Source organism: Paenibacillus sp. BR1-192 (assembly GCF_029542445.1).
Classification (GTDB): Bacteria; Bacillota; Bacilli; order Paenibacillales; family Paenibacillaceae; genus Paenibacillus_AQ; species Paenibacillus_AQ lautus_A.
Map to the genome: position 1 here is coordinate 6336494 of NZ_CP120718.1, position 15161 is coordinate 6351654.

A 15161-nucleotide genomic window follows, 5' to 3' on the forward strand; every position below is an offset into this window, starting at 1 on the left:
ACCTCTTATACATTCAACCCAAGTATAGGCTGTGTTACAATGAACGGGAATGTGTGAAAGTTACTCTTTTTGTACAAAAACGACTTCGCGTTTTTTAAGGAGAGAGGGTGGAACTCGTGCTATCGATGAACGCTGACTATGTGCCTAGAATCAAACTGATGGGCTTCGTCTCCTATAAGAACCCCTGGATTCATTTCAAACGGAACACCCACGAGCATATTCTGTATTTCGTGAAGAGCGGCGAGCTTCATATGCGGGAGAACGGCGTATCCCATGTGCTCCGAAAAGGCGACATGCTGGTGCTTGAGCCGCATCTGGACCATGAGGGAACCCAGAAGCATCCCTGCGACTACTACTATATTCATTTTGAGCATCCCGATATTCAGCAGGCGCCCGAACGGCCCTTATCCCTGCTGGCCAAGCAGTGGATCATGAGCGAGAATCAGCCGGCAGGCAAGGATGACGGCAGGCCGCTGTACTTTCCGAAAACCTGCACGTTAACCCAGAGAAAAAGTCTTCATCACATGTACCATGCCCTCAGTGAAATGCTGCAGCTTTACAGGAGAAAGCACTTTAACCGCAGTTTGACCGCGCTCAAATTCATGGAAATGCTGATCGAGCTGTCCCGCGAAAGCCTGTTCGATGAACTGGAGAAGGACAGCCCGAACACCAAGTCCTATATGAAAGTGCATGCGCTGCTCGACTACATCCACGAACATTATGCCGAGAAAATCATCAGCTCGGATATCGAACAGCGCTTCGAATGCAACTATGACTATATCAATCGGGTGTTTGCCAAGCTCACGGGCCATACGATCATGCGATACGTGAATCAGGTCCGGATCAATCATGCCAAAGAGTTAATCGAGGCCACCCATCTCAGCTTCGGGGAGATCGGATATCTGACCGGCCTGGATGATCCCTTTTATTTCAGCAAGGTGTTCAAGAAATACGTCGGCATGTCGCCGAACCAATACTATAAGCAGGTTCGCGACAAGGAATAAGGCGGGGGACCGGGGGCCAGCGTCCGGCATCATGGTTGGCGTATCGTGGATAAGTCATAGCGAACGTTCCGGGCGCCCCTTCTTCCTTGGGGATAACCCGCCGCCCCTCCAAGTTAATAGGAAGTTATCCTTGCACTTCTCCACATTTGTTCACAAACGCTGGATAACTCCCCTGGAATCAGGGAGCAAAATGCAGCTTGCGCTGAATGAATGGGGATGATGTTCATAAATCTGTGTATAAAGTAACGTAAGAATAGGTTATGCACAGTTCATGCTGACTCCATCCGTTTTATAGAATGCAATTATCCACATCCGGAGATTTGGATTTTTTCGCATATTCCGGGACAGGATCATTCTTTTATTTGCGCCCGTAGTCTGCCTTAATCTCTCCCCAGCTCTTCGTTTGCCATTTCAGCACCTTGTTCTCGTATGTATTGGTTCGAAGCCAGTGCTCGGCCCGGTCCACGAGATCCCATATCTCTTTGGTTGACGCGTCGCGCGGCAGCGTGGAGACCACCTTCTTCTGCTTCAGCCATTTGAGCGCATTCATGGAATCGCTGTACACCGTTTTGGTGCTGCCGATTTTCTTCAAATAAGCCAGCGCATGGACGATCGCCAGGAACTCGCCGAGATTGTTCGTTCCCTTCTGGATCGGTCCGCACGAGAACAGAATATCCCCGGTCTGCGTATCCACGCCTTTATATTCCACCGGTCCCGGGTTTCCCCGCGTTCCCACATCCACGGAGATGCTGTCATAATCAATCTCCCCCGGATCCTCGGCCGCGGAGGCGCTGCTGCGCTTAAAGCTCTTGCTCTTGGAGCCCGAGCTGCTTGATCCGCTTCCGGACTGCCCCCAGTAATTTTTATACCCTGCCGCATAGGCCTGTTCCGCTTCGCTTCGGGATTCGAACGCCTTGAATTTCGCACCTGTAAATTGGTTCACCTGCTGCTGGCATTCGCCCCAGCTTGTATAAATTCCGGGTACTTTGCCTACCCAGACTACGTAATATTTTTGCTTTGCCATCATAAACCTCCATCCTGGAACTAACCTCTCTAGCGTACTATATCACATCCTCCGAAACCAACAAAAAAAGCGCCATCGTCTCCGATCCGCTTTCGATGTTTGACCTTATTCAATTGTTCCTGTTTCGTCGGCTTCACTCTCACATGCTGTGACAGCGCGCCGTAATCCTCGTTGGTCTTTCTCATCGAGACGGCTGACCATATGCCGGCGCGTTCCGCTTTGCGGAGCGCTTTTTGCGTTTTGGTACGGGCCATGAGGCTCACACTCCTTCTATTATAGAACTCCCTATATTGTACGGCAAAATCGAAGGGAATGGAACCGGAGCCGCCGGGACTCCGCCCACCCTTTTGACGCCCGTTTATTTCCATCCCTCAAACGTGAGGATCTTATCCCGGTAATTGACATCCACTCCCTCATGCGTCCGGTATTTCAGTGCATCCAGCTTCGCTTCGGCGTCGGTCTCCGTCTCATCGCTGCCGATCGTGACCTTATCCTGTTCTACGGCGGTGATGACCCAGGAACCCTCCGTTTTATCCAGGGAATACCTGCGGTTCATTTGAGTCAGCGTTTTTCCTTTCAGTTCCCTGGATTCCGATGCATATACAAACACCTCCCCACTTTGATCACTCTCATAAGGGTCCGAAATGCGAATCGAGGCCTTCTCTTCGTTCATTCCCAAAGATTTGACCAGCCCCCGCATATGCTCCTTATGCTTCTCGTACTCTTCGCCGGACATCTCTATCATGTCGCTTGCACGATATTCCTTCTCGTTATATCCGAAAATAATCCGGTCGCTCATAGCCTGCATGTAAGACTCGCTGACTATCCCGCCCACCTCGGCCAAATACTCCGGATAATCCATTTGAAAATGCAGCAGCTTATATTCCGCCGTCTCCAGCTTCTCGACCTGGTTCACGATCTGCTCCCGTTCGTTCTCCGACAAGCCCGAGCCGCCGCAAGCGGACATTCCCGCAACCGATAATACGATCAACCCTAATAATAGTAGTTTTTTCATGTTCCCGCCCATCCGTAAATCCTCTCCCTCCTGTAAACCTATGATATAATACGGAATCATTGGAGAATAGATCCAATTATGATAGGAGAGTGTACCGATGAAACTGGAGCGGCTCATATCCATGATTTACATGCTGTTGAACAATGAGATTCTGTCCGCGTCAGCCTTGGCAGAGAAATATAACGTGTCCCAGCGAACCATCTACCGCGACATCGATGCCATCTGCGCCGCCGGCATTCCGGTCGTATCCTATCAAGGGGTCAACGGCGGATACGGCATTATGGAGCAATACAAGATGGATAAAAGCCTGCTCGGTTCCTACGATGTCAGCGCCCTGATCACCATCCTGCACAGCATGTCTACGGTGTTCGAGGATGAACGGGCCCTGGATACGATTCAGCGCCTGCAGACCATTGACCGTTCCGCCAACTCCGCTTCGCAGGGATTGTCCATGGATATCGGGAGCTGGCGGTCGTACAACGAAATCCTTCGTCTTCTTCGCCGCGCCATTACGGACAAGCATGTGATCTCCTTTCAATACATAAGCGCCAAGAATGAACGCATTTATCGAAAAGTCGAGCCCCTGCGACTTATGTATAAATTCGGATCCTGGTACTTGTACGGCTTCTGCAGAACGAGGAACGATTACCGCGAATTCCGGATCTCGAGAATGTCGGAGCTGTCCCCCTCCGCCGAGCCCTTTATGCGCCAGCACTCCGAGGAGCATACGCACGGACCTCAGCTTCAAGAGCAACATCCATATGGGCGGAGCGAACGGTCTAACTGGGCATCATCGCCCGATGCCGTAGAAGTCGTGCTGCACGTGTCCCCCGGGGCCCTGGCCAAAGCGATGGATCAATTCTATGACGTACAGCGGGAATTTCATGAAGACGGCTCGCTTCGTCTCACGTTCAAGGTCAATGATCCGGATTCCTGGTGGTTCTGGTCTACCCTGCTGAGCTTTGGCGAGGAAATCGAGATTGTGGAGCCGGCCGACTTAAGGATCCGCATGCAAGCCAAATTAGAAAAAATGCTGCAAGTGTACGGAAAAGTATGACAGTCCGCTGTCATACTTTTTTATTTACAATGTTCCCAAGAAGGAAATAACACGAAGCCAAAGGGGACGATCTTAATGAACTATCCTGTAAAAATGTATGAATACCATGTATGGGCCAACCAGGCCATATTCAACCGTCTGCTGGAACTTCCGGGCGAATTGTACAATCGGACCATCACGAGTATCTTTCCGACCGTATCGGAAGCGTTGATTCATATCTACACGGTGGATCTCGGCTGGATGAACATTTTGTCCGGGAAGGACATGAGCTCTGCATTGGCTGAGGCCTACCAGCTACGGGAAGAGCTTGAAGCGATTTCGCTGGAAGACCTGAACCTGCGGTTTATCGAATTGTCGGATCGATACGCTGCGTTTCTCCGCCAGCAGCCTGACCTGGAGCGGATGATCCGATTGGATAATCCTTATGCCGGCATCCGGGATACCCGCCTGTCCGAGATCATGCTGCATGTCGTGAACCACGGCACTTACCATCGTGGAAATATTGCCGCCATGCTGCGCCAGCTCGGAAGCTCCTCCGCGATGACCGATTACGCTTTTTTTTGGTACCAGAATGAACCGGAGCCCGTCTTCGCCTGATGGCGCTCAGAATAGCGGCGGAAGTCCAGGACCTCTGAAATTCCATGCCGGTCTCAGCCCGACAAAAACCAAAAAAGCCTGCTTCAGGAACCCGGTTCCGAAGCAGGCTTTTTATCCTACATCCCGTTTGTACGCTTGTCACAATTTGCGACCTTCCGTCAATCGCACCCAGAAGCCGCCTTTGAAGCTTTTCGGTTCATGGGAGATAATGAACGCTTGCGGCGACATTTTGGAAAGTGACTCCATCAGCCGCCGCTCATTCTTCCGTTTCACGAGCACTTGAAGCACCAGCCGCTTGCCATCCTTGCCGTCCGCTTCCCAAGCGGTCACGCCGTATCCCTTCTCCCGGAGGTTCATGGCCAGGTTCGTCTCAACGGAATTGACGATCACCTGCACCACGATGTATCCGAGTGCCAGATACTCCTCAATTCGGCTGCCGGCATACACGCCCAGGCCAAAGCCCAGGCAGTAGGCCGCCATATTAAAGGGATTGTCCAGATTTTGCAGGACGAGATTGAGACCGAGCAAGTACACGAATACCTCCAGCATGGCCAGAAGGGAAGCTATCCCTCTCCTGCCTTTGATCATCAGAATCAGCCGCAATGAAAAAATCGAGACATAGACCACATTGATGCCGATGATGGAGCCGATCAGCGACAGCGAGATCATAGAGAATCACGGGTGGCGATATACTCCGGTCTTGGCTTCTGGCCCGAATACGGCTGCTTGACCTTGTTCTCCACGCTGTTATAGACCATGAATATATTGCTGCGCGGCATCGGGGTGATGTTGCTGTTCGAGCCGTGCATAATGTTGCAGTCAAAAATCACGATCGAACCCGCCTTGCCGACCGGCGTGTCGATCCCGCCCTCCTTCACCATCCGCGTCAGGCTGTCATGATCCGGAACGCCGTACTCCTGCTTGCGCAGGGAATCCTTGAAATGATCCTCCGGCGTTTGGCCGATGCAGGCCACGAATTCCTTATGCGATCCGGGCACCACCATAAGGGGACCGTTATAAGGATAGTTATCTTCCAGGGCAATGGAACAGCTTAGCGCTCTCATGCGCGGCATGCCGTCCTCGACATGCCACGTTTCGAAATCGGAGTGCCAGTAGAACTCCTTGCCCGTAAAGCCCGGCTTGTAATTAATTCGGGATTGATGGATATACGTCTCGCTTCCCAAGAGATATTCCATGATCGCCAGGAGTCTAGGATGCTGGGACAGCTTCTTGAACACTTCGTGGCTCTCATGCACCGCGAATACCGACCGCACTTCGTCTCCGCCGGGCTCCCGGATCACCTCGTCCTTCTCGGAGTCCCGTGCCGTTATCTGCAGCCTGCGAGCCTCCTCCTGATATCGCGAAAGCTCCTCCCGATCAAAGAAGCCTTCCAGAAATAAATAACCGTTGCGCTCGTAGAAGTCGGATTGCTCCTGCGTTAGCGGCGCATCCGGCGTCCACTCCGAATGTACGACCGGATCCTGCCTTTTTAAGATCCGGGGCTCCGCATGCATTCTTGAAGGGTAAACGTCCATTTCTTTTTCCTGAAGGGCCGACGCATGATTTTTACTCATCGCATATCATCTCCTTAATCCGTAATGGGGGCAAGCAGCGGGTAGGTTCCTTCCTCATCGTGAACTTCCGCGCCGGTTAACGGCGGATTGAATACGCAGACCATCCGCATCTGCGAACGGGCTCTCAAATAATGCTTCTCGTGTCCGTCCAGCGCATACATCATGCCAGGGTTGATGGGATAGGTCTCGCCGCCGACAACCTCGATTTCTCCCTCCCCCTCGATGCAGTACACGGCCTCGACGTGGTTTTTGTACCAGATCAGCGTCTCCGTTCCGGCCTTGATCAGGGTGTCGTTAAGAGAGAAGCCCATGCCGTCTTTGGTCAGCAGAAGCCTTCTCGAATTCCATGTCGTTGTATCGATGTCGTCTTTCGTATCCACGATTTCTTCCAAATGTTTAACGATCATGACAACCTCTCCTCTGCAGCTAATTGTTTCATGCTGTTCTCAAAAATCCCCAGTCCCTCTGCCAGCGTGTTCATTTCAATGGTCAGCGGCGGCATCAGCTTGGCAACTTCGCTATGCGGTCCTGACGTTTCCATAATCAGTCCTTGCTCAAAGGCGATTTCGGATAGCCTTCCTGCGTGCTCCGGCCTATCAAAGGCTACCCCCTGGATCATGCCCCTGCCGCGGATTTCGCCCTTAAGCCGGGGATAATCCCTCATGACGTCTTCGAGCGATTGGCGAATCCGATGTTCGCGAATGCCGATATCGAGCTGAAAATCCTCCGTCTTCCAATAACTCAGCGCTTCGGCAGCGGCAACGAATCCGAGATTGTTGCCCCGGAAGGTGCCGTTATGCTCTCCCGGCTCCCAGATGTCGATCTCCGGCTTGATCAGCGTGATGGCCATCGGCAAGCCGAAGCCGCCGATCGATTTCGAGAGGCACACGATGTCCGGCTCGATGCCCGCATCATCGAAGCTGAAGAACGAACCGGTTCTGCCGCAGCCCATCTGGATATCGTCCAGAATGAGCAGCATCCCCTTATCCTTGCAGATGCGCGCCAGCTTCTGCAGCCATTGGCGGCTGGCGGCGTTCAATCCGCCTTCCCCCTGAACCGCCTCGACGATGACCGCTGCCGGCAGCGGAATGCCGCTTCCCGGATCATCCAGAAGCTTCTCCATATATGCCATCGTATCCACGTCGCTGCCAAAGTAACCGTCATACGGCATAAATACCGAGTGGCTCAGATCCACGCCGGCGCCCTGGCGCTTGAAGGCATTGCCGGTCACCGCCAGCGATCCCAGCGACATGCCGTGAAAGGCATTCGTAAAGCACAGAACGGTGCTGCGCCCCGTCACTTTTCTGGCGATTTTGAGCGCGGCCTCCACGGCATTGGTGCCGGTCGGTCCGGGAAACATCACCTTGTGATCCCACCCGCGAGGCTTCAGGATAATCTCCTGAAAGCGGGTCAGAAACGTTTCCTTCGCTCCCGTAGCCATGTCCAGGCTGTGCGTAACGCCGTCCTGCAGGATGTAGTCGACCAGCTTTTCGCGAATCCTCTCATTGTTGTGCCCGTAATTCAAGGCGCCGGCGCCGGCAAAAAAATCAATGTATTCATTGCCCTGCGTATCCCACAGCTTGGCATTCCGGGCTTTGTCAAAGACCGTCTGAAAGCTCCGGCAATAACTTCTCACTTCCGATTCCAGCTTGTTAAACACGGTAAGCTTCGGTTTCTCCATGACTTGGTTGTCCATAGTTCCCTCCATTTGTTTAAATGTCATTGAAAAAGGGGCCAATCACGAATAACGGCTCATCTTCATGTGTCGTACCATCCGGAAACATCTCTGCTCCATAACCCACCGTTACGGTGCTCGGAATGGATTTCTCCTCGGCATAACCGAGAAACAGTCGGCGTGATGCCATATTGCTGGGCGATACCGTCGTTTCGATGAAACGGACGCCATGACAGGCCTTCTGGTTCATGAGGCCGGTAAGCATCGCCTTCGCGATCCCCTGCCTCCGGTGCGAGCTTGCAACCGCCACCTGCCATACAAAAAGCGTCTCCGGATTGCGCGGAGAACGAAAAGCGGAGATAAAACCGACGATGTCTCCTTCATGCTCCGCGATCATGCAGGTATCGTTGAAGTAATCCCCTAACAGCATGTAGCAATAAGGCGAGTTCAGATCAAGCGATCCGGTATCGCGTATGAGCTCCCATACCCGGGTGCCGTCCCGCGCCTCCGGTCTTCGGTAAACCACTTCGGTTCCGGTATCCACAGCCATCTACATAAACACCTCTTTCCAGCACTAATTTCCGTTCGAGCGGAACCGCTGCAGAAAGCTCTGCAGCCGCTCGCTCTTCGGATGATCGAATATTTCCTCGGGTGTTCCTTGCTCAACGATCCTGCCGTCGGCTCCGAAGATGACCCGATCCGCGATTTCCTTCGCAAAATCCATCTCGTGCGTAATCAGCATCATGGCCATTTCTCCTTCTTCGGCGATTTCCCGGATCACCTCCAGCACCTCGCCGACCAGCTCGGGATCCAGCGCCGAGGTTACCTCGTCAAACACCATCACCTTCGGCCGCATGACCAGCGCTCTGGCGATGGCGACGCGCTGCTTCTGGCCTCCCGACAAATTGGACGGGTGCATCTTCAGCTTATCGGCCAAACCGACCTTGCCCAGCATCGAGACGGCCCGCTCCTCCGCTTCCTCCTTGGACAACCCCAGCACCTTGCGCGGGGCTTCCGTCACGTTGCGAAGCACATTCATGTGCGGGAACAGATTGAAATGCTGGAAGACCATGCCGACGTTGCACCGCATCCGATGCAGATGCTTCTCGTTTGCCCGGACCAGCTTGCCCTTCTCCTCCATATGCCAGAGCAGCTCGCCATCGACCTCGATGGTTCCCTCGGTCGGCTCCTCCAGCGTCATCAGCATCCGGCCCATCGTCGTTTTGCCAGATCCGCTCGGTCCGATCACGGCCACCTTTTCTCCCGGCTGCATCTCCAAATCGATGCCCTTCAGCACCTGCAGGTCGCCATACGACTTGGTCACGCCCGCATATTTCACGATCGGCTGTGAGCCCGTAACGGAATTTCTTTCCCGCCCCGGCTTCTTCGCCTCTTCAGCCTGCTCATCGATTACAACGGCATTCAATAGACTCCCTCCTTATTTTCCACGCTGCAGATTCAAACGCTTCTCCAGCCTTTGCACCAGCAACGACGCGATATAACTGATGATCAGGAACAGAATCCCGACCAGCGTGTACGGTTCGAAAGCGCGAAATGATTGCGACACGATATTTTTGGCCGTCAGCATCATCTCGACCAGCGTAATGGCGCATAGGATCGGCGTTTCCTTAAACATGACAATCAAATAATTCCCCAGCACCGGGATGATCGGCGGCACCGCTTGCGGCAGTATAATGCTCCGCCAGGTCTGGGATTTCGTGTAGTTCAGCGCGGTTGCGGCTTCCCACTGTCCTTTCGGCACCCCTTCAATGCCGGAACGGTACACCTCCGACAGATACGTGCTGTAATGCAGCCCCAGGCCGATGACGCCCGCATAGAAGGCCGGAATCGAAATGCCCGTCAGCAGCGGCAAGCTGTAATACAGGAAGAACACCTGTACCAGCAAGGGGGTATTGCGAATAAATTCTATGATTCCTTTGGTGATGAGCGACAAGGGCTTAAATGTACTCCGCGCGGCAAAGGCAAGCAGCAGTCCGATAATCAATGCCACCACAAAAGCACAGAGCGTGACCCATACCGTCATTTTTAATGCGCTCAGAAGCTGCGGCAGTATTTCAAACACATATTTCCAATCCCACATCCGCTACAGCCTCCCCGCGGTCAGTTTGCGCTCCAGCAGTCGAACCGCCATCGAGACGAGCGTGGCGATGACAAAATACATGAGGAGCAGCAGCACCAGAATCTCGGTGGTCCAGGAGATGTAATTGTTGCGGAGCACCATCGCCTGATACGTCAAATCCGCCATCGTGATGAAATAAACGAGCGAGGTGGATTTGATGAGTTCCACAAGCTGATTCCCGAACGGGGGAAGCATTCGCAGGGACGCTTGGGGTAGTATAACGTTCCACAGCCTCTGCCAAGGCTTCATGTTAAGCGCCACGGCAGCTTCCCACTGTCCTTTCGGAACGGCCAGCACCGCGCTGCGAACAATCTCGGAGCCGTATGCGCCGAAGTTAAGTCCGATCGCGAGGATCGCCGCCAGCATTTTCGGAAGCTCGATGCCGATGAACGGAAGGGCAAAATACAACCAGAAGAGCTGCACCAGCAAGGAGGTTCCCCGAAAGACTTCGACGTACACGGCGGTCGCCGTGCGGACGATCCACAGCTTCGACAGCCGGCACAACCCGGCTGCAAAGGACATCACGATAGCCAGGATGGCTGAAAAGAACGCGACGATAATCGTGATCTCTGCTCCTTTGAGCAGCGTCGGAAGAAAATCGATCCAAGAATTCGGCATGCTATTCCCCGCAGAGCGCAGCGGCCGTCATCTCACCCGGGAGCTCTTCTTCCGTGAACCCGAACTCTTGCAAAATTTCCAGCAGCTCGCCCGACTCCTTCATCTTTTCAAGCTCTGCATTATAAGCCTCCTGGAACTCGGTATCCGCTTGGCGGAAAGCCGTAGCCCCGTAACCGCGAACGCTTTCGCCGTCGATGACCGGCTGCTCGAAATCAGCCACGCGTTCGATGCTGTCGTCGCTGGCTGAATCCAGCATCGCCTGCAGGGACGGCCCCGTCATGGTAATCGCCTGCACCCGATCAGCCTGGAGGGCGCTGATCGCCGAAGCCTGGTCAGGGACCTGTACGATCCGGTCCGCAGGAATGCCCGATTTCTCCATGTAGCCGATTTCGACCGCGCCGGTCATGACGGCCACCTTGGCCTGCTCATTCTTGGCAATGTCCTCATAGCTTCCGAGTTCCATCGGATTCCCTTGCTTTACCGCAAGGGCTTCCCCGATGCTGTACTCCGGATTCGCGAACAGGACGGCAGAGCAGCGGTCCGGATTAATGAACATGCCTGCCGTGATCAGATCAAACCGATCGGCCTGCAATCCGGCGACCAGCGAACCGAATTCCGTTAGCTCCCCTCTCATCTCCTTGATGCCAAGACGCTCCAGAATAACGCGGGCAATCTCAACCGCTTCGCCCGTGAGCTCCCCATTGGCTTCTTTGTAGGCATACGGCTTCTCGTTCGCAAACCCTACGGTGATATATCCCTGCTCAATGGCTCGATCCAGCGTACTTCCTTTGTCGCCGCAAGCCGCGAGCAATACCACCATCATCACGGACAACACCAGCACAACCACTTTCTTCAAAACCTTCCACAACCTTTCGTAATAGCTTTTCACTTTCTTAAAAAAACGGCATGACGAAATTATCCGTGTTAGCACATGCGTTAACTTGGATATATAGACGTTCAGATACGTGCATGGGACGAGGCTTCAGGGAAGATGATTCATCCGCTTCCTTGCACGCTTTGACCCAATGCCGTCTGACCGATTCAATTCGTTCCACATTTGCAGGCGCTGCCCCTCCTCCGTAACAGAATGCAAAAAGACCACCAAACAGGGGATCTAAACATAGCTCCGCCAGCAGGGGGTCAAAAAATAGAGAAAAGGCCCCTATAGAGAATAAAGGGCCTTTTGTATGAACATCCATTATGTATGCAAGACCCATCCACTGCTGACGAGGTTAGCTGACGGACTCGGGTAAGATGGTACCCTACACTCGTGAATTCCAAGTGACTCGCCCCTGGTGAAACTGGTTCCCCCGCTTTCCGGAATATGTATGCCGGAAACTAAGCGTGTGTTCATGATAAAGGGAAGCTCAGGAAAAGTCAAACCCCTTAACCGCTTTTTCTGGAAATTCAGAAGTAAAAAACACCGTTTTTGCAACGAGGATATCGAGCCTTTCGAACACTTTATTTAAGGCTGTCCATACACCGGATTGGTCATGGAATCCATGCTCCATTTTCCGCTATATAGCAGGCATTTGACGGGTCTTGCGGAAATCGTTCATGCCATATATGTTTTATGCCATGAATGAGCCCCGGATCAGGAAGTCTGCCCGTATGAAATACGGGACCGAAAAAAAATTTTTGAAACACTCCATAATAAGTCTGATAACAACGCCTGGAATGACTTGAAAAAAAGCCCCGATGCTTAGCATCAGGGCTTTTTTTCATCATACCGCGGTATAGCCGCCATCCACCAGCAGGCTCGTGCCCGTAATGAAGGAGGCATCTTCACTGGCGAGGAACAACACGGCTTTGGCCACTTCTTCCGGCTGTCCCAAACGGCCCATCGGATGAAGACCGACCAGGTGCTGCGTGATCGCTTCCGTTCTTCCCTTGATCAGCGGCGTATCGATATATCCCGGACACACGGCATTGATTCGGATTCCTTTGGAGGCATAGTCTGCGCTGAGCGACTGGGTTAACAGCTTGACGCCTCCCTTGGCCGAAGCATAGGCGGTTACCCCTGCTTTTCCGACATGGCTATGGATCGAGCCGCAGTTTACGATTGCCCCTCCGGTTCCTTGGGACAGCATTTGCTGAATAACATATTTATCGCACAGGAAGACCCCTGTCAGATTAATATCAATCGTTCTCTGCCAGTTATCCATCGTTAACTGATCGGCAGGAGCATCATGGGCAATGCCTGCGTTGGCAAACAATACATCGACACGGCCAAAATGCTGCACCGTCTGATTCACCATATTCGCGACTTCCTGCTCTTGGGTTACATCCGTTTTGACGAACAGCGCTTCAAAGCCGGCTCCTCTCAATTCGTCGGAAACCGCTTGTCCCTGGTCGGAATAATCCGCGATAACGACCTTGGCTCCCTCTTTCGCAAAAAGTCTGACTGCCGCTTCGCCAATCCCGCTGGCGCCCCCCGTCACGATGACAACCTTGGAATCAAATTTCATGCGTTGTTCACTCCTATGTTGTAAATTCATCAACCGGCTATCCATTCATGTAGAATGGGCAAATACCGACCATGATATTCCAATACCCCGTTTCCTAATGAATGACCAGCAACTATCGAAGAAAAAGAATGTTCGCTAAAAATAGTCGCAAAGCAATAACCCTATTCAAGCTCAAGCCCTGTCAGACCGGACGCTCAATCGTAAACATCTCTCCCAGGGTCGAATAGATATTTCCTGCCATGCGGCTCACGGGTTTCAACTTCGATGCGTCAATCCGGCCATGCTCGTAGAGCTCCTCGGACACGTGAAATCGGACGACGCGGGCAATCAATAGATCAGCGGCAGGCAGCTGATCCGCGCCATCCAACGTGACGACCTGCTCCAGCACGCATTCCATGCGGATCTTGGATTCCAGAACGCCGGGAACCTTAACAACGTCACTAACGACCGGGGTTAAACGGGTTCGGTCAAGCTCACTTTCGTCCGGAGGCAGATTCGCCGCCGTTTCGTTCACGGCTGCAACGGTATCTTCGTCCACGATGTGGATGACAAGTTCGCCGCTCTGCATGGCATTTCTCGCCGTGTCCTTGGGTACACCGTTCTTTCGCTGAACGGAAACCGACAGCAAAGGGGGATTGCTCGACACAATGGAAAAGTAACTGAACGGCGCCGCATTCAGCACGCCATCCGCCGATAATGTCGTAACGAAAGCGACCGGACGCGGAACGACGCTTCCAATCAGCAGCTTGTATATGTCCCGTTCGCTTTGGGTATTCGGGTCAATGGATATCACTTGAGTTGCCCCTCTCCAGTATTTTTGACTTGTATAGGCTCCAACCCCTGCTCGATTCGGGCACGCTCCGGTTCGAACCAGGCAGGAAGCTTTAATTGTTCCCCGAGCGAGTGCAGGTCTTCGTCCACCGTAAATCCGGGCGGATCGGTTGCGATCTCAAACAGGATCCCCCCACGTTCCCTGAAATATAACGCTTTGAAATAGTTACGGTTCCTGATATCCGTAGGGCGAAATCCCTGCTCCTTCACCCATTCATGCCATTTGCCGTGCTCCTCATCATCTTGAGCCCGCCATGCGATATGATGGGTCGTTCCGGCACCTCCGGCTCCCAAAGGAATATCCCGCATCGGCAGATCAATCACGTTGCCGAAGTGGCCCGCAGCTTGAAACCGGGCATAATTGACGTCCTCTCCAATGTAGGTCAGTCCCATGACGTTCTCCAGCGCCTTCTTCGTTTCCTCCCATTTGCTGCTGAACAGAACCGCGCCGCTGAATCCCTTAATGGCTGTATCCGGAGTTATATCGTCCACGGACCAGCCGTTATTCGGTCCGCCATCCCGCTCGACCAACTCTAGCGAAAGTCCGTCCCGATCGGAGAATTGAAGATATTGTTCGTTAAACCGGAAAGCCTTCATGACGGGAACGCCAAAGCTCCGCAGCCGCTGTTCCCAATAAGGCAGGGCCCCTACAGGAACGGCAAAGGTCGTATATCCTGCCTGTCCTCCTCCACGCAGCCCTCTTCGCGAAGCGGAGGAAGGGAAGAAAGTGATGATCGTTCCGGGTTGTCCTCCTTCATCCCCGAAATACAGATGATATACCTCGGGCGCATCGTAATTCACGGTTTTCTTTACCATTCTGAGTCCTAGCACGCCTGTATAATAATCAACGTTCTTCTGCGGATCCTGCGCATAAGCGGTAATATGATGAATGCCTGCCGTATGTAATGTCATATCCCATCTCTCCCTCACCGTTTCGTGTCGAAACCCGTTATTTCCGTTCATGATCCGTTTTGCATGATGGATGAGCCATAAATCATAAATAATCTTTATATTTAATATCTTTAATTTAAGATTAAATAATTTTCTTATCGTTGTCAAGCTCCTGTTCACCCCAAATATATAAAAAGCCGCCAAGAACGATTCCTCGCTCTTGGGCAGCTTTAATATGCGGCTAAAGGCCGCCTCCCTATCCCACGC

General features: G+C 52.9%; 18 protein-coding genes and 1 riboswitch. Of the genes, 3 read left to right on the forward strand and 15 right to left on the reverse strand.

Going from position 1 to position 15161, the window contains the following annotated elements:
- Positions 1 to 116: 116 nt before the first annotated feature.
- A complete protein-coding gene (locus P0X86_RS29130; RefSeq protein WP_277749099.1) occupies positions 117 to 1004 on the forward strand; it encodes an AraC family transcriptional regulator in 888 nt (295 codons plus the stop codon).
- 358 nt (positions 1005 to 1362) lie between these two features.
- On the opposite strand, the gene rnhA is transcribed toward P0X86_RS29130, so the two are convergent.
- The 3 genes from rnhA to P0X86_RS29145 form a co-directional block, all read right to left on the reverse strand.
- Positions 1363 to 2028: a ribonuclease H gene (rnhA, locus tag P0X86_RS29135; protein ID WP_096776881.1), complete on the reverse strand. Its 666-nt coding sequence runs from the start codon at positions 2026 to 2028 to the stop codon at positions 1363 to 1365.
- 29 nt (positions 2029 to 2057) lie between these two features.
- On the reverse strand, positions 2058 to 2282 hold the full coding sequence (locus P0X86_RS29140) for a hypothetical protein (protein ID WP_036663762.1): 225 nt from the start codon (positions 2280 to 2282) through the stop codon (positions 2058 to 2060).
- 104 nt (positions 2283 to 2386) lie between these two features.
- On the reverse strand, positions 2387 to 3043 hold the full coding sequence (locus tag P0X86_RS29145; protein ID WP_277747107.1) for a hypothetical protein: 657 nt from the start codon (positions 3041 to 3043) through the stop codon (positions 2387 to 2389).
- Positions 3044 to 3140: 97 nt separating this feature from the next.
- On the opposite strand from P0X86_RS29145, the gene P0X86_RS29150 reads away from it, so the two are divergent.
- Both P0X86_RS29150 and P0X86_RS29155 read left to right on the forward strand, forming a co-directional pair.
- Positions 3141 to 4100, forward strand: a complete 960-nt coding sequence (locus P0X86_RS29150) for a helix-turn-helix transcriptional regulator (RefSeq protein WP_277747108.1) — start codon at positions 3141 to 3143, stop codon at positions 4098 to 4100.
- A gap of 75 nt (positions 4101 to 4175) precedes the next feature.
- On the forward strand, positions 4176 to 4697 hold the full coding sequence (locus P0X86_RS29155) for a DinB family protein (RefSeq protein ID WP_036663754.1): 522 nt from the start codon (positions 4176 to 4178) through the stop codon (positions 4695 to 4697).
- A gap of 138 nt (positions 4698 to 4835) precedes the next feature.
- Here P0X86_RS29155 and P0X86_RS29160 read toward each other — a convergent pair whose 3' ends face one another.
- The 12 genes from P0X86_RS29160 to P0X86_RS29215 all read right to left on the reverse strand — a co-directional run bounded on the left by P0X86_RS29160 (position 4836) and on the right by P0X86_RS29215 (position 14915).
- Positions 4836 to 5366 carry a DUF2179 domain-containing protein gene (locus P0X86_RS29160; protein WP_015737571.1) on the reverse strand — a complete coding sequence of 177 codons (531 nt, stop codon included), beginning with the start codon at positions 5364 to 5366 and terminating at the stop codon, positions 4836 to 4838.
- A complete protein-coding gene (gene thpD, locus P0X86_RS29165) occupies positions 5363 to 6271 on the reverse strand; it encodes an ectoine hydroxylase (RefSeq protein ID WP_277747109.1) in 909 nt (302 codons plus the stop codon). Before thpD ends, P0X86_RS29160 begins: the two co-directional genes overlap by 4 nt.
- A 14-nt stretch (positions 6272 to 6285) precedes the next feature.
- Positions 6286 to 6678, reverse strand: coding sequence for an ectoine synthase (locus tag P0X86_RS29170; RefSeq protein WP_096776876.1), 393 nt, complete (start codon positions 6676 to 6678; stop codon positions 6286 to 6288).
- The gene (gene ectB / locus P0X86_RS29175; protein ID WP_277747110.1) at positions 6675 to 7967 is read right to left on the reverse strand and encodes a diaminobutyrate--2-oxoglutarate transaminase; all 1293 of its coding nucleotides are present in this window, start codon (positions 7965 to 7967) and stop codon (positions 6675 to 6677) included. Before ectB ends, P0X86_RS29170 begins: the two co-directional genes overlap by 4 nt.
- A gap of 16 nt (positions 7968 to 7983) precedes the next feature.
- Entirely contained in the window at positions 7984 to 8496 is a 513-nt protein-coding gene (ectA, locus tag P0X86_RS29180) for a diaminobutyrate acetyltransferase (RefSeq protein ID WP_015737574.1), read from the reverse strand.
- A 24-nt stretch (positions 8497 to 8520) separates the two neighbouring features.
- Complete coding sequence (ehuA, locus tag P0X86_RS29185) at positions 8521 to 9372, reverse strand: ectoine/hydroxyectoine ABC transporter ATP-binding protein EhuA (RefSeq protein ID WP_277747111.1); 852 nt, start codon at positions 9370 to 9372, stop codon at positions 8521 to 8523.
- 12 nt (positions 9373 to 9384) lie between these two features.
- A complete protein-coding gene (gene ehuD / locus P0X86_RS29190; protein ID WP_090913364.1) occupies positions 9385 to 10047 on the reverse strand; it encodes an ectoine/hydroxyectoine ABC transporter permease subunit EhuD in 663 nt (220 codons plus the stop codon).
- Between the two features lie 3 nt (positions 10048 to 10050).
- A complete protein-coding gene (gene ehuC, locus P0X86_RS29195) occupies positions 10051 to 10704 on the reverse strand; it encodes an ectoine/hydroxyectoine ABC transporter permease subunit EhuC (RefSeq protein WP_277747112.1) in 654 nt (217 codons plus the stop codon).
- A gap of 1 nt (position 10705) precedes the next feature.
- Entirely contained in the window at positions 10706 to 11560 is an 855-nt protein-coding gene (gene ehuB / locus P0X86_RS29200; RefSeq protein ID WP_085981253.1) for an ectoine/hydroxyectoine ABC transporter substrate-binding protein EhuB, read from the reverse strand.
- Between the two features lie 352 nt (positions 11561 to 11912).
- Positions 11913 to 12059: riboswitch (cyclic di-AMP (ydaO/yuaA leader) on the reverse strand.
- Between the two features lie 369 nt (positions 12060 to 12428).
- Positions 12429 to 13172, reverse strand: coding sequence for an SDR family NAD(P)-dependent oxidoreductase (locus tag P0X86_RS29205; protein ID WP_009589549.1), 744 nt, complete (start codon positions 13170 to 13172; stop codon positions 12429 to 12431).
- Positions 13173 to 13353: 181 nt separating this feature from the next.
- Entirely contained in the window at positions 13354 to 13965 is a 612-nt protein-coding gene (locus P0X86_RS29210) for a flavin reductase family protein (RefSeq protein WP_277747113.1), read from the reverse strand.
- Positions 13962 to 14915, reverse strand: a complete 954-nt coding sequence (locus P0X86_RS29215; RefSeq protein ID WP_277747114.1) for a ring-cleaving dioxygenase — start codon at positions 14913 to 14915, stop codon at positions 13962 to 13964. Before P0X86_RS29215 ends, P0X86_RS29210 begins: the two co-directional genes overlap by 4 nt.
- Between the last annotated feature and the right edge of the window lie 246 nt (positions 14916 to 15161).